The 18,377-nt window shown below is 67.5% G+C and carries 15 protein-coding genes and 1 tRNA gene; 5 read left to right on the forward strand and 11 right to left on the reverse strand.

Going from position 1 to position 18,377, the window contains the following annotated elements:
• Positions 1–62 precede the first annotated feature (62 nt).
• From LG334_RS11755 to LG334_RS11765, 3 genes are all read right to left on the reverse strand, one after another.
• Positions 63–1,181 carry a septal ring lytic transglycosylase RlpA family protein gene (locus tag LG334_RS11755; protein WP_404378349.1) on the reverse strand — a complete coding sequence of 373 codons (1,119 nt, stop codon included), beginning with the start codon at positions 1,179–1,181 and terminating at the stop codon, positions 63–65.
• Between the two features lie 87 nt (positions 1,182–1,268).
• Positions 1,269–2,636, reverse strand: a complete 1,368-nt coding sequence (locus tag LG334_RS11760) for a lytic murein transglycosylase (RefSeq protein ID WP_404378351.1) — start codon at positions 2,634–2,636, stop codon at positions 1,269–1,271.
• A 69-nt stretch (positions 2,637–2,705) separates the two neighbouring features.
• Positions 2,706–3,491 (reverse strand): YdcF family protein, encoded by a 786-nt coding sequence (locus tag LG334_RS11765; protein WP_404378352.1) that lies wholly within the window; start codon positions 3,489–3,491, stop codon positions 2,706–2,708.
• Positions 3,492–3,586: 95 nt separating this feature from the next.
• Here LG334_RS11765 and LG334_RS11770 point away from each other — a divergent pair.
• From LG334_RS11770 to LG334_RS11780, 3 genes are all read left to right on the forward strand, one after another.
• Positions 3,587–3,677, forward strand: a tRNA-Ser gene (locus LG334_RS11770).
• A gap of 391 nt (positions 3,678–4,068) precedes the next feature.
• Positions 4,069–4,584: a sigma-70 family RNA polymerase sigma factor gene (locus LG334_RS11775; protein WP_404378353.1), complete on the forward strand. Its 516-nt coding sequence runs from the start codon at positions 4,069–4,071 to the stop codon at positions 4,582–4,584.
• Between the two features lie 245 nt (positions 4,585–4,829).
• Positions 4,830–5,219 carry a response regulator gene (locus LG334_RS11780; RefSeq protein ID WP_404378354.1) on the forward strand — a complete coding sequence of 130 codons (390 nt, stop codon included), beginning with the start codon at positions 4,830–4,832 and terminating at the stop codon, positions 5,217–5,219.
• Positions 5,220–5,227: 8 nt separating this feature from the next.
• Here the strand turns inward: LG334_RS11780 and LG334_RS11785 are convergent, their stop codons facing one another.
• Complete coding sequence (locus tag LG334_RS11785; RefSeq protein ID WP_404378355.1) at positions 5,228–5,938, reverse strand: hypothetical protein; 711 nt, start codon at positions 5,936–5,938, stop codon at positions 5,228–5,230.
• A 258-nt stretch (positions 5,939–6,196) separates the two neighbouring features.
• Between LG334_RS11785 and LG334_RS11790 the strand changes: the two genes are divergently transcribed.
• Entirely contained in the window at positions 6,197–7,522 is a 1,326-nt protein-coding gene (locus LG334_RS11790) for a diguanylate cyclase domain-containing protein (RefSeq protein ID WP_404378356.1), read from the forward strand.
• Between the two features lie 67 nt (positions 7,523–7,589).
• Complete coding sequence (locus tag LG334_RS11795) at positions 7,590–8,240, forward strand: DsbA family oxidoreductase (RefSeq protein WP_404378358.1); 651 nt, start codon at positions 7,590–7,592, stop codon at positions 8,238–8,240.
• A gap of 604 nt (positions 8,241–8,844) precedes the next feature.
• On the opposite strand, the gene LG334_RS11800 is transcribed toward LG334_RS11795, so the two are convergent.
• The 7 genes from LG334_RS11800 to LG334_RS11830 all read right to left on the reverse strand — a co-directional run bounded on the left by LG334_RS11800 (position 8,845) and on the right by LG334_RS11830 (position 18,272).
• On the reverse strand, positions 8,845–9,729 hold the full coding sequence (locus LG334_RS11800) for a bacteriohemerythrin (protein ID WP_404378360.1): 885 nt from the start codon (positions 9,727–9,729) through the stop codon (positions 8,845–8,847).
• Between the two features lie 30 nt (positions 9,730–9,759).
• Positions 9,760–11,613 (reverse strand): dihydroxy-acid dehydratase, encoded by a 1,854-nt coding sequence (gene ilvD / locus LG334_RS11805; RefSeq protein ID WP_404378362.1) that lies wholly within the window; start codon positions 11,611–11,613, stop codon positions 9,760–9,762.
• Between the two features lie 138 nt (positions 11,614–11,751).
• Positions 11,752–12,666 carry an HAD-IIA family hydrolase gene (locus LG334_RS11810; protein WP_404378364.1) on the reverse strand — a complete coding sequence of 305 codons (915 nt, stop codon included), beginning with the start codon at positions 12,664–12,666 and terminating at the stop codon, positions 11,752–11,754.
• Between the two features lie 4 nt (positions 12,667–12,670).
• Positions 12,671–13,132, reverse strand: coding sequence for a hypothetical protein (locus LG334_RS11815; RefSeq protein ID WP_404378366.1), 462 nt, complete (start codon positions 13,130–13,132; stop codon positions 12,671–12,673).
• A 132-nt stretch (positions 13,133–13,264) separates the two neighbouring features.
• Positions 13,265–15,919 (reverse strand): valine--tRNA ligase, encoded by a 2,655-nt coding sequence (locus tag LG334_RS11820; protein WP_404378367.1) that lies wholly within the window; start codon positions 15,917–15,919, stop codon positions 13,265–13,267.
• A 112-nt stretch (positions 15,920–16,031) separates the two neighbouring features.
• Entirely contained in the window at positions 16,032–16,733 is a 702-nt protein-coding gene (locus tag LG334_RS11825; protein WP_404378368.1) for a DUF2497 domain-containing protein, read from the reverse strand.
• A 99-nt stretch (positions 16,734–16,832) separates the two neighbouring features.
• Positions 16,833–18,272 carry a TolC family outer membrane protein gene (locus LG334_RS11830; protein ID WP_404378369.1) on the reverse strand — a complete coding sequence of 480 codons (1,440 nt, stop codon included), beginning with the start codon at positions 18,270–18,272 and terminating at the stop codon, positions 16,833–16,835.
• Between the last annotated feature and the right edge of the window lie 105 nt (positions 18,273–18,377).

The following is an 18,377-nucleotide window of genomic DNA, read 5'->3' on the forward strand; positions in this document are numbered from 1 at the left end:
GCGAACCGGGGCATTCTCGTGGCGATCCGGCGCTCCCCCCGGCACGCCCGGACGCGGTGTGGTCAGTCGGTCACCACCATGGCATTTCCGAACCCGGCCGACGCCATGCGGTCAAGCAGGCTGCGGGCCGCCGCGTCGGACAGCGGGCCAAGCCGCACGCGATACATGGTCCCGCCGCCGGTGTCCACCGGCGTTACATGGGTCTGTCCGAAATCTCGAAGCTCCGCTTCCATGGCCCGGGCATTGGCGATGCTGGAGAAGGCGCCGGCCTGGACATAGGTGCCGCCGCCAACCGCCGCCACGGGCTGCGATCCGGCTGCCGGAGCGGGAGCCCGCGCCGTGGACGGAGCCGGCGCGATGACCCGCTCCCGTTGGGGTTCCGGCGTCGCCAGGCGCGATGCTGGCTCGTCGCCGGGGGGCGGCAGAAGGCGGGTGGCGACGGTGGCCGCCCCGGCGCCCGGAAGCGGCGCCGATACGGTGGCGGAAGCGCCGGCCGAGGGACTGGCGGTGATGCTGGCCGCGCCTCCACCCGCGCCGGGGATCGGGGCGCGCACGGTCACCTGAGGTTCGGGCGGCGGAACGGGCGCGGCCGGCGTGGGCGCCGACGCCGTCACGATGCGCCCTTCGCCGCCGCCGTTCAGCAGCGCGTCACGCATGGCCATGCTTTCCTCCGCCAGGATCTCGACGCGCACGCGCGTGGTGCCCTGCCCCTCGAACCCAAGAAGCTGGGCCCCGCGCCGCGATACATCGATGATCCGCTCCTTGGCGAAGGGGCCGCGGTCGTTGACCCGCAGGACGAGCGCCCGGCCGTTCTGGAGATTCGTGACACGCACCACGGACGGCATCGGCAGCGTGCGGTGCGCCGCCGTCAGGTCGTTCATGTTGTAGACTTCGCCATTCGCCGTGGCCTTGCCGTGGAAGTTGGGGCCGTACCACGAGGCGATGCCCTCCTCCACATAGGCATAGTCTTCCTTGGGGTGATACCAGCGTCCGGCGATCTGGTAGGGCTGCCCCACCTTGTAGCGGCCGCCGCCGGCCGAGATATCGGTGGTGCCACCGACCCGCTTGGCCGTGTGAACGGCAAGCTGCGTCTCGGCGCAGGCGGCCAGCGTCAAACCGGCGACGGTCAGAACACCGGCCCGGCGCACAAGCCGTTGGAACGAAACGCGATCACCCAGCATGTGGTGGCCCTGCTTTCCTGCCTTCCCCAGATGTGGCGAGAGTACCCCGTCCGGCCGTCTGCCGCAACCGAAGCGGCACGCGATGTCCTAGTTGGCCGGCACTTCCGCCGCGCGGCGGCTGGCCGCCGCCTCCAGGGCCGCCAGGGCCTCGGCCGAGGGGTAGCCGTCGGGCGGCAGGCCGGCCGCCGTCTGGAAGGCCCGCAGCGCCGCACGGGTGCGCGAGCCCACAACGCCATCGGCCTCCCCGACGGGAAAACCGGCATCATTCAGAAGGGTCTGCATGCGCATGACGTCGGCCCGGCTGAGGGGGCGGTCGTCGGGCGGCGGCGCCGTGGCGATGGGCGGCAGGCCCACCAGGCGGTCGGCCAAGTGCCCCACGGCGACGGCGTATAGGGTGGAGCGGTTCCAGTCCAGGATGGTGCCGAAATTCTCGTAGATCAGGAACGCCGGGCCGCGCGCCCCGCCCGGCAGGATCAGGGCCGCGTCCATGCCGTCGACCACCGGCAGCGGCCGACCGTCGGCCCGCGTCAGCCCCAGCCCCGCCCACGCGGCGAGCGGCTTGCGGACCTCGCCATCCGCCAGCGCGTAGTCGAAGCCCTCGGGCAGGCGGACCTCGCGGCCCCAGGTCTCGTTGGGGTTCCAGCCGGCGTTGGACAGGTAATTGGCCGCAGAGGCGAAGGCGTCCGGCAGGCTGCCCCAGATGTCGATGCGGCCGTCGCCGGTCGCGTCCGTGGCGTGGGCGGCGAAGGTGGTGGGCATGAACTGCATGTGCCCCATGGCCCCGGCCCAGGAGCCGATCATGCGGTCGGCCGGGATGTGGCCGGCGTCGATGATCTCCAGCGCCGTCAGCAGTTCGCGGCGGAAGAAGTCACTGCGCCGCGTGTCCCACGCTAGTGTCGCCAGGGCATCGAGCACCGGAAAGCCGCCGAACGTGGCGCCGTAGTTGGTTTCCATCCCCCAGAAGGCCACGATGAACCGTGCCGGAACGCCGTACCGCGCCTCAACCTCGCGCAGCAGGTCCGCATGGCGGCGCAGGCGTTCGCGACCCTGCTCGATGCGGCGGTCATTGACCAGTCGGCCGACGTAGCCGAAGAAGGTCTGGGTGAATTCGGGCTGGCTGCGGTCCAACTCCAGGACACGGGGCAGCGGCTCGATCCCCTCCAGCGCCGTCAGCGCCTTCTCGCCGATGCCGCGCCGGCGCGCCTCGGCCTTGAGGTCTTCAAGCCACGCGGCAAAGGCCTTCTGCTCCGCCGGGCCAACCTGTTCGGTCTCCGCGACGGTTGCCGCCTGCGGCGCCGCCGGGTTCGAGGCCGGGGCGGGCGCGGCTGATTGCGGCACCGGCGTCGCCTCGGGCGTGGGCGCGGCGGCGCATGCGGCCGTGGCGGCGGTCAGGGCCGCGACGCAGACGGCAGTGGTCAAGGCATTGGCAGAGGCGGACAGGCGGCGGCGCGGCATGGCGATGGGTTCCCGAAAAGCGGTCGCACCGGCGGTTGTGCCACACCCTCGCGTCCGGCGGCAAGGTCCTCAGGGGCCGGGAAAAAACTCGTCCGTTCGGCCCATGGCACGGTATGCGAGAAGCCCCACCCATTCATGCACGGCCATGGTGAGGTCGCTCAGCCCGCTCATCAGCCCGGGGTTCCAGCCGCCGGCGGGTTGCGTCCGGTAGTCCACGGGATAGGGCACCACCCGCCACCCTGCGGCCTCGAAGACGCCGACGCTGCGAGGCATGTGCCATGCGGACGTCACAAGCAGCCAGCCCTCGCGCCGCGCCGTCTCGGGCAGCATGGCGGCCAGCAGGTCGGGGCTTTCCGAGGTGGTGCGGGCGTCGGACTCGATCACCAGGCGGTCGGGCGCGATGCCGGACTCGGAGAACAGAACTCGGGCGAATGGTCCCTCTTTCACGGCTTGGTTCGACAGACTTCCGGTACCGCCCGAGAAAGCCACTGTCTTTTCCGGGTGTGCGTGCGCAAGGCGGATGGTCTCGCTGTAGCGCTCCGCGGTGCTGTTCAGAGCAATACCCGGCCGGTTGAGTGACATCCCCAGGCTGACGGACCCCCCGAGCACGATGACCCCCGGCGCGGCGGCAACCTGCGCCTCGGAGGGGCGCGGAAAGCGCTCGTCCAGGGGACGCAGCAGCCAGCTGGACAGGGGCGTGAACGCGACCACCGCCAACGCAATCGCCAGCGCGCGCACCACCCATCGAGTGCGCCGCCCCATCCGCCCGAACAGCGCGAGAAGGACGACGACGGCAAGCAGGATATTGGCGGGCTGCAGGACGATCCAGCCCAGCTTGGAGAGGATGAAGCTCATGGCGCGGAGGATTGCGCAGGTGGACCAGGCTTGCAAGGCGGATGTGAGAGGCGATAAAGTCCGCGCCCGCGCCACTTTTCCGGCGCGATGCGGACGGATGGGTGGCCGAGCGGTTTAAGGCACCGGTCTTGAAAACCGGCGTAGGGTTCCGCCCTACCGTGGGTTCGAATCCCACCCCATCCGCCACTTTCCTCTCTTTTCCTCTCCTTTCGCTGCGGCACCTCTGGATTTCCCGAAACAAGGGAATTTCTGGTCTCTCCTTCTGCCGTGAAAGACTTCCGCGTCAGCATTTTTATGCGGTTTTTACGGCCCCGAGTGGCCGTTCATCACTGGTGCGCAGCCGCCCGACGGTATGGGGAAACGCCTGTTTTTCTTTTAAATCCAACGCCTTGTGAGTTTTTCCTTTGCCTAAGCTCGCGGTCGGCGTTTGGCACGCGCCGTGGACACAAGACTTTTATGTTCCGCGGCTCTTAGTCACATGGCGTCTTTACGCGCTCTTTGGGCAGGGTAGACCCATGACGCAAGGGCGAGCCGCCAACCTGGCTCCCGCCGCACGAAACTCAAGGAGCGCACCGGCATGACCAATACTGATATGGCGAATGTCGATCCCGGCAAGCAGATCGAGGCCCAGATTCCCGACCTCAAGCGCTATGCCCGCTCCCTCGCCCGTAGCGAGGCCGACGCCAATGACCTCGTCCAGGACTGCGTGGAGCGCGCGCTTCTGAAGTGGCACCTCTACAAGCCCGGCACCAACCTGCGGAGCTGGCTTTTCACCATGATGCGCAACGTCTTCATCAGCCAGAAGCGCCGCGAAGCCGTTTCGCAGCGCTACATGAGCCAGGCCGTTCACGACGAAAGCACCATCGCCCGCCCCAGCCAGATGCATAGCGTGTATCTGAAGGAAACGGTCCAGGCGATGGACGAGTTGTCCGAGCAGGAACGCTCCGCCGTCCAGATGCTGGGCATCGATGAATTGTCGCACCAAGCCGCCGCCGAACTGAACAGCCTGCCGGTGGGCACCATGAAGTCGCGTCTGTCGCGCGGCCGCGCCAACCTGCGCACCGTGCTGCAGATGTCCGAAGGCGACCTGTAGGGGGCGCCGCCCCTCTCTACCTCCTCCTGTTCGAACCGAGGAGGCCCTCCCTGTTCCTTGCCACCAGGACCCGTCCGGTCCTGGTGGTTTTTTCGTCTGCGCGGGTTGCGCCGCGTCCGGCACCCCGGCATCCTGTCGATGCGCCTTGCTGAGACGCGGCCGCACGGAACCATCGGGACTCTGCGTGGTTTTCTGTCCGTGCCGGGTTCCCGGCTTAAGGGGGTTGGTGGAGAGGATTTCAAGCGATGGCATTGGCCGTGACCGCCCAAGACGCCGCCCGGACCAAGGGTCCGCGCGTGCTGGTGGCCGAGGACATTTGGTTGACTGCACAGGAACTTGAGTCGACGCTCACCGATATCGGCGTGATCGTGATCGGTCCGGCATCCAACCTTCTCGATGCGAAGCGGTTGGTCGCGACCGAAGCGGTCGACTGTGCCGTTTTGGACATCGACCTGGAAGGCCGCGCGGCCTATCCCGTCGCGGCAGAGCTTGAGCGCCGATCGGTGCCCATCATCTTCGTCACCGGTTACGAGCGCCCGCACCTGCCGCCATCCCTGCGGCGGTATCCGCTGTTGCGGAAGCCTTTCCCGCCCGAGCGCCTGCAGGACCTGATCCGTAAATCCTGCCCGGCCTGAACCCGCGTCTAGCGGTTGCCGGTTTTTCGTTGCGGCGCTGCCTCGCGTGCGGTGTCGCCCGGCGCGGCGCCGCCGATCAGACTGCGGCGCTGTCGTTCGAGCAGGCCAACCAGGTCGGGGTGGCGCGCGCAGCACATCACCAGCAAATCCAGAAGCTGCGGCTTGGTCACCGCGCTGAACGGGCGAATGAAGCGCGTGATGGCCTCGTCCAGTTCCGATGCTGCCTGCGGCGGCGCCAGGAGTTCACCGGCGCGCCGCACAGCCGCCGCCGTGCTCAGGCCGAAGGTACGCGCGACCTTGTCCAGCTTGATGCGCGCCGCCTCCGCCTCGCCGGCATGGCCGCGCTCGGCCAAAGCGTTGATCTTCAGAATGTATTCCGCATCCTCGCGCGTCATGGCCTCGACAGATCGTTTCGGCTTGTTATTGATGAAGTCCCGAAGAGATCCGTGGTGGTCTAGCATGCTAGACCCGTCCTGCCATTCCCGCGCCACCCGCATGTAGACGGCGGCGGTGGAGTAGCTGAAGTCGCAGTTCTGACGCACCCAGTCCTTGAAGGGGATGTCGCGGTCGGCGTCCGCCTTTGCCGCCAAAAGAGCGTCGCCGGCGCGCCGCGCTTCCACGAGCATGCCGCGCGCGTGACGCCGCACCTCGCGGTGGGCCTCATTGATTTCCGTGGCCAGACGGGCCAACGGACGCTGAACCAACGGCGTTGCGCTCATGCAATGTCCCCGCGTTGCCGCCGGCCGCGCGCCCGAGAGGGTGCTGATACGGCACAGTAACGAGTGACCGGCGACTGGTCTTTCCCCAAAGATCCGTCCAAAGGATACACGTTTTGATATTGCGACGAAAGCGGCTATGCACGCGAGCGCCGTTTCCGCTTTCCGCCCCTATCCATGACGGCGCCGGAGGGCTATTCTGGCGTCGTCGCGGTGTGCCGCCGCGCCTCTACCAGGGCTCACGTGCCGGGGGGACACGGGATGATTCACGTTGCCAATTGTCTTTTCATTGCACCCGATGACCCGGCGTCACGCGCGCTGTGGCAGGACCTGAACGCCGAAGGCCATGCCGGCGAGCACCTGACGGAGCCGGACACGGCCGTGGCGCGGGCCGCCGCGGCGCGCCCGGACGTGATCGTCATCGCCGAGGACCCGTCCGGCCGTCCTGCGCTGGAGGTGGTCGCGGCGCTCAAGGCCCGACCGGAGACGCGGGACGTGCCGGTCTGCCTTCTTCTGCGCGCGTGGGACCCAGCCCGGCTGACGGACCTGCTGGATGCCGAGGTGGACGACGCGGTGGCGCCGCCCATGGATGGCGGCGTTCTCGCCGCGCGCCTGCGGCCGCTGGTGCGCATGTCCACCATGCGCGCGGCGCTGACCCTGCGGATTGCGGCCGCCAATCGGTTCGGCATAGAGGTCTCGGACCGAATTTCGATCGCGGACGAGCGACCGCAAGTGCTGGTGGCCGGCGCGGAGGACGATGTTGCGCGGGTGCGGTCGGCCGTTGGAAACAGCGTCGAGATCACGGCAACCGACAGCCTGTTCGAGGCGGAAAGCCTCATGAACCGCCGCATTTTCGACTGTTTCGTCATGGCGGCGACGGGGTCGGCGGACGCCGCGCTCGACCTGTGCACTCAGATCCGCCGGAACCCGCGCCTGTTCAACCTGCCCGTGGTGCTGATGATCGACGAGGCGCCGGACGTGGGGCAGCAGGCGCACGCCATGGGCGCCAGCCAAGTACTGTCCCGCGCCCCGGGCGCCGAAGAGTTGCGGTGGGCGGTCTTCACGCTGGTGCGCCGCCAGCAGACGCGGTGGGCCATCCGCCGGGCCCTGGATCGCAGCCGGGCCCCCGCTCTGCTGTCCGAGGACCTGCCCGATCTCTACACGCGCGAGATGCTGTGCGCCAGCCTGACCGATCACCTGACCGAGGCGCGCAAGAGCGGCAAGGCGCTGTCGGTCATACGGTTCGGCTTCGGCGGCGTAAACCGCATCGCATCGGAATTCGGCGACGAGGCGGCGCGCCACCTGAGGCGTCAGCTCGGCCAGTGGATCACCAGCCTCATCCGGGCCGAAGACCTCGCCGCGCACCTGGGCGAGGCCCGGTTCGCCGTGGTCCTGCCCGACACGCCGCTGGACGAGGCGCAGGTTGTCATGCACAGAATTGCCGGTGTGATCGGCTACACGGACTTCGCCGTTCAGGACGTTTACGAGGTGGTCAAGGTCTGGCCCCGCGTGGGCGGCGCCGAGGCGCGGCCCGAAGACACCGCCGACAGCCTGCTGGACCGGGCCGAAGCACAGATGGAGGACTGACGGGTCGCCGCCCTTCCGGGCGTCTGGTGGCTGGCCCGGGACTTAACGGCGCGCCCTGCGAGAGCGCATGCACATCACGATCGTGTTCGACACCGTCTGCCCCTGGTGCTTCATCGGAAAGCGCCGGCTGGAGCGTGCCCTGCGGGCACGTCCGGAGGTGCGCGCGACTTTCTCGTGGCAGCCGTTTCTTCTGAACCCGGAACTGCCGCCCGAGGGCGCGGACCGGTCGCTCTACCTGGAACGGAAATTCGGCGGCCGCCAGCGCGTCGACCGCATGTACGAGGCGCTCACCACCGCCGGCCACCACGAAGGCATCATCTTCTCCTTCGACAGGATCCGCCGCACGCCTAACGCGCTGAACAGTCATCGGCTGGTGCAGTGGGCGCCGTCCCATCTGCGGACCGATCTTGTGGATGCCCTGTTCGTCTCCTACTTCAGCGACGGCATGGACATCGGAGAGCCTGCGGTCCTCGCCGGCATCGCGGCCGAATGCGGCCTGGAGCACCGCGCCGCCCTGCACTACCTGCGGTCCGACGCCGGCGTGAACGGCGTCTATAATGCCAACGCACGCAGCCATCGCATGGGAATCAACGGCGTGCCGTGCTTCCTGTTCAACCAGGCCTACAGCCTGGCCGGCGCCCAGGAAGTGGAGGTTCTGGCGCGCATGGTCGACCTGGCAGCTGAAACACAGGTCATCGACCCGGTCAGCCAAGTCTGACTGCCAGGTTCAAGGCTTCTGTAAGGAAGCCATCCAAACCCCTGTTGTTTCGAGAAACTTCCGGGCCTCTGGCGGTCGAATCCATGGCTCGTTTCACATTTTCACGTCAGGGTACGATCTACTAGTAGATCGTCAACCACCCTATCCGGCGCGCAGGCACCGGGTAATCCGGGCGCAGCGTTCACGCCTTGATGAGCACGATCCCCTTCGGCGGCGTCTTCCATGTCGGCGGCCGGGGCTCGGTTGCGGCGGATGCGATCGCACACCGCACCAAGCGCGCCGGTCGTCATCGCGATGCAGGATGTCCCGGCGCCGCATTCCCGAAAGCACGGCCTCTGGCAGATCGACGCGGCCGGCATCCCGATTCAGTTACAGAATAGCGGGAAGTCTATCGGCGTTCATGGCGGCATGCAGGGCTGCCAGTGCCTAGCCCACCTGCGCGTGGAAGGCTTTGTCGCCAAGCCACTCTGCCCGGTCGAGCGCCACCCCGGCAATCGGGGCATGTCCTGTGTGCGCCGGATGAGGGCCGCGGCGGGACTGGCGGGTTTCGGCCCTATGCCTGCGAGGAAACCCGCCAGTCCGCTACCCGGTTGCTGCTGCCCCGTCAGGCGGCCGACAGGACCTTGGTCGCAGCCTCGAGGAAACCGCGGGCGGTGATTGGCTTTTCCAGGAAGGCGTCAACCCCCGCAACCAGGGCCTTTTCGCGCACTTCGCCGTCGGAATAGCCCGACATCATGATGATGCGCGCCTGCGACCCGCGCTCCCGCGCCTGAGCGGCGAACTCCAGCCCGTCCATGGTTTCCATGCGCCAGTCGCACAGCACCAGGTCGGGCGCCCGCTCTGCCAGGTCGTCCAGGCCCTCCTGCCCGTTGCCGGCAAGGTGTATGTCGCGCACGCCCAGGCTTTTCAGGATCGTCTGGATGATGACCTGGAAGTTCCGGTTATCCTCGACCACAAGCACCTTGAGCGAGGCCCAGTCCACCGCCGGCGCCCGGGCCTCGTCGTGCTCCTGCGCCTCCCGGTCGGCATCGGACTCACCGAAGCGGATACGGGCCGCCGCCGCGATTGCATCGGGGCTGGCGAGACAGGCGTCGCGGTAGTCGAAGTCCCGTTTTTCGATGTGATCCACCAACCAGTCCCGCAGGAAATCCAGAACTTCCCCGCCGTGGACACTATCCGGGTCCTCCTCGAAGCGGCTGCGGATTTCCATCACTTGGCGTTCCAAGTCGCGATGGCGCGCCTTGTGGGCCTCAAGCCCGGAATAACCGGCGACCTCCTGAAGCTTCTCTTCCCGGACGAAATGGTACTCCGTGTATTCCACCAGCGAGTTGAGGACGCTGCCGAGCGTCGCCTTTTCCTCGTTGTCCCCGACCGTGTCGAAAACCTGATTCAGCAGGGAGACAAGGACCTTGTGGTCGGCATCTATGACGGGAATGCCGATCTCAAGGTCGTTGCTCCATGCGATGTTCCTTGCCCCCTGATTGCCCACGCGCTTCCCCTCTCTTAGAAACTGGATGGTCTACTGCTTCTCGACCTGCGAGACGTCGCGCACCGCACCCTTGTGGGCGCTGGTGGTCAGCGCGGCGTAGGCGCGCAGCGCCTGGCTCACGGGCCGCTCGCGATTGGCCGGCTTCCAGGCCTTGGCGCCCTTGGCCTCCATGGCTGTCCGGCGTTCGGCCAGGACGGCGTCGGAGACCCGCACGGCGATGCCGCGGTTGGGGATGTCGATGTCGATCATGTCCCCCTCCTCGATCAGCGCGATGGCGCCGCCGGAGGCCGCTTCCGGCGAGGCATGGCCGATGGACAGGCCCGAGGTGCCGCCCGAGAAGCGGCCGTCGGTGATCAGCGCGCAGGCCTTCCCCAGCCCCATGGATTTCAGGTAGCTGGTGGGATAGAGCATTTCCTGCATGCCCGGCCCGCCCTTCGGCCCTTCGTAGCGGATGACGACCACGTCCCCTTCCTTCACCACGCCACCCAGGATCTTGGCGACAGCCTCGTCCTGGCTCTCGCAGATGACCGCGGGGCCGGAGAACTTGAGAATGCTTTCGTCCACGCCCGCCGTCTTTACGATGCAACCCTCGGGCGCGATATTGCCATAAAGCACCGCCAGTCCGCCATCCTTGCTGAAGGCATGTTCGGCCGAACGGATGATGCCCTTCTCGCGGTCCTTGTCCACCTCGATGTAGCGGCGGTTCTGGCTGAAGGCTTCCGTCGTGCGCACGCCACCCGGCGCGGCGCGATAGAAGGTGTCCACCTCAGGCGCGGCGGTGCGGGCGACGTCCCACTTGTCGATGGCGTCGGCCATTGTGGCCGAGTGCACCGTCGGCACGCTGGCGTCCAGCAGGCCCGCGGCCTCCAGGCGGCCGAGGATGCCCATGATGCCACCGGCGCGGTGGACGTCTTCCATGTGCACGTCGGGCACGGACGGCGCCACTTTGCAAAGCACCGGAACCTCGCGCGACAGACGGTCGATGTCGGCCATGGTGAAGTCGATGCCGGCTTCCTGCGCCGCCGCGAGCAGGTGCAGCACCGTATTGGTGGAGCCCCCCATTGCGATGTCCAGACGCATGGCGTTCTCGAACGACGCAAATCCGCCCACGTTGCGCGGCAGGACGGACTCGTCGTCCTCCAGATAGTAGCGCTTGGTGATCGCCACCACGGTGCGCGCGGCTTCCAGGAACAGTTCCTTGCGGTCGGCATGGGTGGCCAGCAGCGAGCCGTTGCCCGGCAGCGACAGGCCCAGCGCTTCGGTGAGGCAGTTCATGGAGTTGGCGGTGAACATGCCCGAGCACGACCCGCAGGTCGGGCAGGCGGAGCGCTCGTACTCGGCCACCGTTTCGTCGTCGATGCTCTGGTCGGCGGCGACCACCATGGCATCCACCAGGTCGACGGCCAGTTCCTTGCCCTCGCGCAGGACCTTGCCGGCTTCCATGGGGCCGCCGGAGACGAAGACGGCCGGGATGTTGAGGCGCATGGCGGCCATCAGCATGCCGGGGGTGATTTTGTCGCAGTTGGAGATGCACACGATCGCGTCGGCGCAGTGGGCATTGACCATGTATTCCACGGCGTCGGCGATCAGCTCGCGCGACGGCAGGCTGTAGAGCATGCCCGAATGCCCCATGGCGATGCCGTCATCCACCGCAATCGTGTTGAATTCCTTGGCGATGCCGCCGTTGGCCTCGATCTCGCGGGCGACCATCTGGCCCAGGTCCTTCAGGTGGACGTGACCGGGCACGAACTGCGTGAAGGAGTTGGCGATGGCGATGATGGGCTTGCCGAAGTCCTCGTCCTTCATGCCGGTCGCGCGCCACAGGCCGCGGGCGCCCGCCATGTTGCGGCCGTGGGTGGAGGTGCGGGAGCGATAGTCGGGCATGGTCGTTCTCCAGAAAGCCGCAGCTTTATTGCGGATTTTTATCGGACGCGAAAGGCTTCGTCTACGGTTAGACGCCGACTCGGCTCATTTCAACCCCAAGCGCCGTGTGGTGCCGAAAGAATGGTGCCGGTATGGCGCTCAAGGCGTTGCGGCGATGAAATTGGGCAGCAGGCCGGCCTCGCGACAGCGGGCCAGGCTGTCCTGGCCGCGCAGGAACCCGTACTCCACCAGCATCACCCTCATGCCGGCGCCGCGGCCGCCCAGCACGTCGGTGTGCGGGCTGTCGCCCACCATCAGCATGCGCTCGCGCCGCACGTTGGGAAAGCGCTGGCCGACCAGGTCGTAGACACCGCGGAACGGCTTGCCGAGAAAGGTCACGTCCGTCAGGCCCCGCGCCGCCAGGGTATGCGCGTAGAAGCCCGGCTCGGCGGAAATGCGCTCGCCGTACGGACAGGCGACGTCCGGATTGCAGACCACCATGGGACGTGGATTGATGGTCAACGACGCATCCAGAAGCGCCGCGGTGGTCTCGGTCCAGTAGTTGTTGTCGACGAACAGAAAGCCGTCCACGGCATCCAGGTCGGCCGCCGTCGGCACCCGCTCCCGCCCCATGGGGACACAGTCGGCGAAACGAGCGGCGATGTCCTCGTCATGGGTGGCGAGCACGCCCCAGGTTCCGGCCGGACGGGCATCCATGATGGCGGGAAGCAGGGAGCGGCCGGAAACGACCTCTTCCGGCTCGATGTCGTAGCCCTTCGCGTTCAAACCCTGGCAGACACCGTCCGGTCCTCGGGTGACGTCGTTGGTGACCACGCACAGCGGCACCCCACGTTCGCGCAGCCCCTTGAAGGCGGCCAGGCCCTCGGGCAGGGCATCGCCGCCCACGTGCAGCACGCCGTAGGAATCAAACAGCACGAGGTCCACGCCCCCGCGGTCCACCACCTCCAGCAGGCCCGAGACACGTTCGGGCGTCATCGGCGGCGGGAAGGCCGGCATGCGCGGATGCGCCTCCAGATAGATGTCCCAGGCGGTTTCGAAGGGGGTGTAGAGCATGGGCTTAGGGGGCCTCGTCCTGGGCGTCGCGCTCCGCCTGGAGCTTCTTCGCCCGTGATTTCAGGTCGACTTCAAGGCGGCGCACCTGCCGGTGCAGGTCGTCGACACGCCGGAGCGCCGCGCGGCGCCGGTCATCGCGGAAACGCCCGAGTGGCGCCCTCAACCCCAATGCGCCGCCGATCCAGAGCAGCGCGAGCCCCGCGAGCAGAATGAGCACCGCCGCCAGGACCCGGTCGGGCGCCTGTCCGATGGCAAGCGCCGTGCCCCAGACACCGATGGTCGACAGGGCGGCGCCCCCCAGCAGCACCAGCCGGTCGATCAGGCGATTGGCGCGGGCCTCCTGGCTTTCGGCGGCCAGAAGAGCGGCTGTGATTTCCGCCTTCGCCATGCCCTGCCAGGACTTGAAGGACACGCCGGCCGTCGCGGAGCGGCCCTCGCGGATGAACCGCTCGAGCTTGGTCACCACGACCTCGGCCCGCTCCTCGGGCGTGGGCGAGCCGGGTGGGCGGGAGTCCGCGGCGCCGGCCTTGCCGCCGGCCGCCGCCCTGCCCCCTGCCCTGCCCTTCGCACCCGTGCCCATGGCGAGCCGCCCGCCGCCTTACAACGCGGCCAGACGGTCGTAGGCGTCGCGCAGCTTGTCGCGCGTGCCTTCTGCATCGGCCAGCCGCTCGCGCTGCTCGGCCACCACCTCGGCCGGCGCCTTGGCGAGGAACTTCTCGTTGCCGAGCTTGCCCGAGAGCTTGGAGATCTCGCCCTCGACCTTCTTCAGTTCCTTTTCAAGCCGTGCCTTTTCCTGGTCCACGTCAATGACGCCGGCCAGCGGCAGGATGACGGTCGCCTCGCCCACCACGGTCTGCGCCGCGCCCTTGGCCGGAGCCTCGGACACCGCCTCAAGGCTGTCGAGCCGTGCAAGCGTCTTGATGAGGGCGGCGTGCCGCTCCATGCGGGCCACGGTCTCGGCCGAGCCGTCCTTCAGTTGCAGCGCCAGACGGGCGCCCGGCGGGACGTTCATCTCCGAACGCACCGAGCGGACGGAGGAGATCAGTTCCACCACCCAGTCCATTTCTTCGGCCGCGGCGGCGTCGGCCACGTCGCCGGCGTCCGTCCAGTGGTGCTGGGCGAGCATGGTCTGCCGCGCGTCGCCGCCGATCTGGCCCCACAGTTCTTCCGTCAGGTAGGGCATGAAGGGGTGCAGCATGACCAGGATCTGGTCCAGCACCCAGGCCGCCGTGGCGCGGGTTTCGGCCTTGGCGGTCTCGTCCTCGCCGTGGAAGACGGGCTTGGCGAACTCCAGGAACCAGTCGCAGAAGGTGTTCCAGGTAAAGCCGTAGGCCGCCTGGGCCGCCTCGTTGAACTTGTACTCCTCCACCGCCTTGGCAACGGCAGAGGCGGTCTCGGCGGCCTTGCCGACGATCCAGCGGTTGAGCGTCGACGTCACACCGGCCGGCTGGAAGGCCGGGTCGGGGCGGCATTCGTTCATCTCGCAGAAGCGCGCGGCGTTCCAGATTTTGGTGCAGAAGTTGCGGTAGCCGGCGACGCGCTGCTCGCTCATCTTGATGTCGCGGCCCTGGGCGGCCATGGCAACCAGGGTGAAGCGCAAGGCATCGGCGCCGTATTCGTCGATCAGCGTCAACGGGTCGATGACGTTGCCCTTGGACTTGGACATCTTCTGGCCGTGCTCGTCGCGCACCAGGGCGTGGATGTAGACGTCCTTGAACGGCACCTCCTGCATGCCGTAGTGGCCGAACATCATCATGCGGGCGACCCAGAAAAAGATGATGTCGAAGCCCGTGACCAGCACGTCGGTCGGGTAGTAGCGCTTCAACTCATCGGTTTCCTCGGGCCAGCCGAGCGTGGAGAACGGCCACAGGGCGGAACTGAACCAGGTGTCCAGCACGTCGGTGTCGCGCGTCAACGCGACGGCCCTGCCGTAGTGCTTCTCGGCTGCGGCGACGGCCTCGGCTTCGGTTTCCTCGACAAAGATCTCCCCGTCCGGAGCGAACCACGCCGGCACCTGATGGCCCCACCAGATCTGCCGGCTGACGCACCACGGCTGGATGTTGCGCATCCACTCGAAGAACGTCTTCTCCCACTGCTTGGGCACGAAGCGGGTGCGGCCTTCCTCGACGGCCTTGATGGGCTCCTGCGCCAGCGTCTTGGCATCGACGAACCACTGGTCGGTCAGCCACGGCTCGATGACCACGCCCGAGCGGTCGCCGTAGGGAACCGTCATCGGATTTTCCTCGACCTTCTCAAGCAGGCCCTGGGCCTCGAACTCCGCGACGATCTTCTCGCGGGCCTCGAAGCGGTCCAGGCCGACGTAGGCCTCCGGCGCGTTCTCGTTGATGCGCGCGTCGCGGTCGAGGACGTTGATCATCTCAAGCCCGTTGCGGCGGCCGACCTCCAAATCGTTGAAGTCGTGGGCCGGAGTGATTTTCACCGCGCCAGAGCCCTTTTCCGGGTCGGCGTACTCGTCGGCGACGATGGGAATGCGGCGGCCGACGATGGGCAGCACGACGTGCTTGCCGACCAGGGCCGAGTAGCGATCGTCATCGGGATGCACCGCGATGCCGGTGTCGCCCAGCATGGTTTCAGGGCGCGTGGTGCCGACCGTGACGGTGACGCCTTCTTGCCCCTCCACCGGGTAGCGGAAGTACCACATCTTGCCGACCGTCTCGCGCTGGTCGACCTCCAGGTCCGAGATGGCGGTGTGCAGCTTGGGGTCCCAGTTCACCAGCCGCTTGTCGCGGTAGATCAGGCCCTTGCGGTGCAGGTCGACGAAGATCTTGCGGACGGCGACCGACAGGCCATCGTCCATGGTGAAACGCTCGCGCGGCCAATCAGCAGAGGCGCCCAGGCGGCGCAACTGGTTGATGATGGCCCCGCCGGACTGCGCCTTCCACTCCCAGACCTTTTCAATGAACTTTTCGCGGCCCAGGTCGTGGCGGGTCTTGCCCTCCTTCTCGAGGTTCCGCTCGACGACCATCTGCGTTGCGATGCCCGCATGGTCGGTGCCCGGCTGCCACAGAACGTCGCGGCCCTGCATGCGATAGAAGCGGATCAGCGCATCCTGAAGCGTGAAGGTCAGCGCGTGCCCCATGTGCAGGGTGCCGGTCACGTTGGGTGGCGGCATCATGATGGTGTAGGGCTTCTTGCCGTCGGCCTTGGGATTGCAAGCGAATACGCCGGACTCTTCCCACCGTGCATAAAGTTTCTGCTCGACCTCGGCGGCGTTGTAGGTCTTGTCCAGCATCGCGTGTGTCTTCCCGTTTTCTCTGACGGCGATTGGGGCGAAAACGCCGACGCCGGGCCCAAGGGACCCGGCGTCGCGCGCGGTGTTTGAAAATGATGGGTCCGGTGCGGTTTTATTGCTTTTCGGACCGGGATACCAGTCTCTCGATTTCCCGCTGGACCAGGCGCTCGACAATGTCCGGCAGGTTGGCGTCGATCCACTCCCGCAGCAGCGGGCGCAGGGCATCGCGAACCAGTTCCTCCAGCGTGATGGCGCCGTGGCCGACGGTCAGCTGGCGGTCCGAGGTCATGGTGCGGGCCAGCTGCGACAGGGCAGCAGCCGAGGCGGCCTCGGTGGCCTGGCTCATCAGGTGATCGTCGTCCAGACTGGCAGCCGGGTTCGGCTGCGGCGCCGGCTCCGGTTCCGGCATGGGCTCCGGTTCGGGTTCGGGCTCTGGTTCAGGCTCGGGCTCCGGTTCGTCCATGTCCATCTCGTCGAACGAGAAGACCGGCGCCTCGGGCTCGGGCTCGGGCTCCCACGCCGGTTCCGGCTCGGGCTCGGGCTCGGGCTCGTCCTCGACCATCATGCTGTCGGTGAGTTCGAGGACATCCTCGTCGTCCTCGTCCTCGGCGACGGGCTCCGGCTCCGGCTCGGCTTCCGGCTCAGGTTCCGGCTCCGGCTCGGGTTCCGGTTCGGGCTCCGGCTCGGGCTGAGGAGGCGCTTCGGCCTTCTTCGGCTCCGGCTGGGCGTCCTCCTCCTCGTCCTCCGACAGGATCTTGCGAATGGAGGCGAGGATGTCCTCCATCGATGGTTCCTGCTGCCCCTTGTCGTCCATGTGCCTAAACCGTCTTAATACCTATTCCCGGCCGCGAAGAGTAACGGATAACCCCTCACCGTACCACGAGAAAAAGCCAGCATCCCTAATCCGCGCCGGTCATTCGCCAAGCTGGACGCCCATGGGGCCGCCGCGCTCGCTGCCGGTGATCGCCAGTTCCTCGTCGTCCTCTGCCCATTTGTTGCCGCCGATCCACTGGTCGCGCACGTCCAGATAGTGCGCGTCGGGATCATAGGCTTCAATGGGCAGCTCCAGAGCCTGGACGGTCATGCGACCGACCGACGCCAGAAGCTGGTAGGCCGCGACGAACTCCGTGCGCTGGGCCCGCACCAGGTTGACCCGGGCGTCCAGCAGTTCCTGTTCCTGGTCGAGCACGTCCAGGACGGTCCGCGCCCCCACCTGGGCCTCGCGCTGAACGCCTTCCAGCGCGATCTGAGCGGCTTCCACCTGGGCCGTCAGCGACTCGATGGCGGCGCGGGCGGCGGCCAGGTTCTCCCACGACTGCACGGCGGCCTCGCGGGCGTCGAACTGGGCCTCGTCCACCTCGATCCGGCGCTGGCCTGCGACGTGTTTCGACTCGCGCAGGCGGGAATAGACCTGGCCGGCCTGGTACAGCGGCACCGTGGCCTGGACGACGACGCTGGCGCTATCGCTGCGGAAGCCCTGGCGGCTGCTTTCCCAGTTCTGACTGTAGGAGCCGATGACGTTGACCGTCGGCAGCAACTCGCCACGCACCTGGTCGATGTTGTGGACGGCCGCGTCGGCGCTGTACTGGCGCGAAACAACGCTGGGACGGCTGGTGATGGCCAGTTCCACCGCCTCGCGCAGGCTGCCGGGCAGGTTGGCGACCGGCGGCGGCGTGTCCATCTCGCCGGGAACGGCTCCGACGACCCGCTCGTAGGTCGCGCGAACCGACTGAAGTTCGCTTTCGGCCGAGATGCGGTCGGAGATGGCGCCGGCCACGCGGGCCTCGCCCTGCGCGACGTCCGTCCGGGTCACTTCCCCGACCCGGAAGCGGTCGCGCGTGGCATCCAGCTGGCGCTGCAGGACATCCACATTGTTCTGCGTCAGTTCCACTACCGCCTGGGCCTGGATCACGTCCATGTAGGCCGTGGCGGCGGCGAGCAGGACTTCCTGCTCGGTCGCCTGCAGGCCCGCCTGCGCGGACCGCACGGAATTCTTGGCCTGCTCCACCGCCGCTTCCGTGCGGAAGCCGCGGAACAGCGGCTGCGCTACCTGAATCTCGTAGCCGCGGGGTGTCAGGTCGGAACTGCCGGTCGCGCGGGTATTGTCGTCGACGATGGCCTTCCCGATCGAGCCCGTGACCTCCACCGTCGGGCGCCAGCCGGACTTGGCCTGCGGCACCGATTCGTCGACCGCGCGCACGGCGGCGCGCTGGGCCTTGAGCGTCGGATTGTTGAGGTAGGCGCTCGCCAGGGCTTCCTTGAGGCTTTCCGCGTGGGCCGCCGACAGCGGCGCAAGGGCGGCGGCAGCGCCGAAAATGACGGCCGCGACGGCGATGGAAACAGGCTTTTTCATCGACAATCACCTTGAATGAAATTGCTGGCGGCGTCCCCCGCGGCGTTCCGGTGCCAAGCATACGCGAGGCAATGGTTTTCGGGAAAGAGTGCGGAGACCTGCCAT

This window comes from Caenispirillum salinarum (genome assembly GCF_044803115.1).
In the GTDB taxonomy this organism is placed as follows: Bacteria; Pseudomonadota; Alphaproteobacteria; order Rhodospirillales; family Rhodospirillaceae; genus Caenispirillum; species Caenispirillum salinarum_A.

Coding starts and splice junctions, on each gene's coding strand:
- LG334_RS11780 (WP_404378354.1), top strand. CDS start 4,830: ATGGCATTGGCCGTGACCGCCCAAGACGCCGCCCGGACCAAGGGTCCG.
- LG334_RS11795 (WP_404378358.1), top strand. CDS start 7,590: ATGCACATCACGATCGTGTTCGACACCGTCTGCCCCTGGTGCTTCATC.
- LG334_RS11790 (WP_404378356.1), top strand. CDS start 6,197: ATGATTCACGTTGCCAATTGTCTTTTCATTGCACCCGATGACCCGGCG.
- LG334_RS11810 (WP_404378364.1), bottom strand. CDS start 12,666: ATGCTCTACACCCCCTTCGAAACCGCCTGGGACATCTATCTGGAGGCG.
- LG334_RS11820 (WP_404378367.1), bottom strand. CDS start 15,919: ATGCTGGACAAGACCTACAACGCCGCCGAGGTCGAGCAGAAACTTTAT.
- LG334_RS11830 (WP_404378369.1), bottom strand. CDS start 18,272: ATGAAAAAGCCTGTTTCCATCGCCGTCGCGGCCGTCATTTTCGGCGCT.
- LG334_RS11765 (WP_404378352.1), bottom strand. CDS start 3,491: ATGAGCTTCATCCTCTCCAAGCTGGGCTGGATCGTCCTGCAGCCCGCC.
- LG334_RS11785 (WP_404378355.1), bottom strand. CDS start 5,938: ATGAGCGCAACGCCGTTGGTTCAGCGTCCGTTGGCCCGTCTGGCCACG.
- LG334_RS11760 (WP_404378351.1), bottom strand. CDS start 2,636: ATGCCGCGCCGCCGCCTGTCCGCCTCTGCCAATGCCTTGACCACTGCC.
- LG334_RS11755 (WP_404378349.1), bottom strand. CDS start 1,181: ATGCTGGGTGATCGCGTTTCGTTCCAACGGCTTGTGCGCCGGGCCGGT.
- LG334_RS11775 (WP_404378353.1), top strand. CDS start 4,069: ATGACCAATACTGATATGGCGAATGTCGATCCCGGCAAGCAGATCGAG.
- LG334_RS11825 (WP_404378368.1), bottom strand. CDS start 16,733: ATGGACGACAAGGGGCAGCAGGAACCATCGATGGAGGACATCCTCGCC.
- ilvD (WP_404378362.1), bottom strand. CDS start 11,613: ATGCCCGACTATCGCTCCCGCACCTCCACCCACGGCCGCAACATGGCG.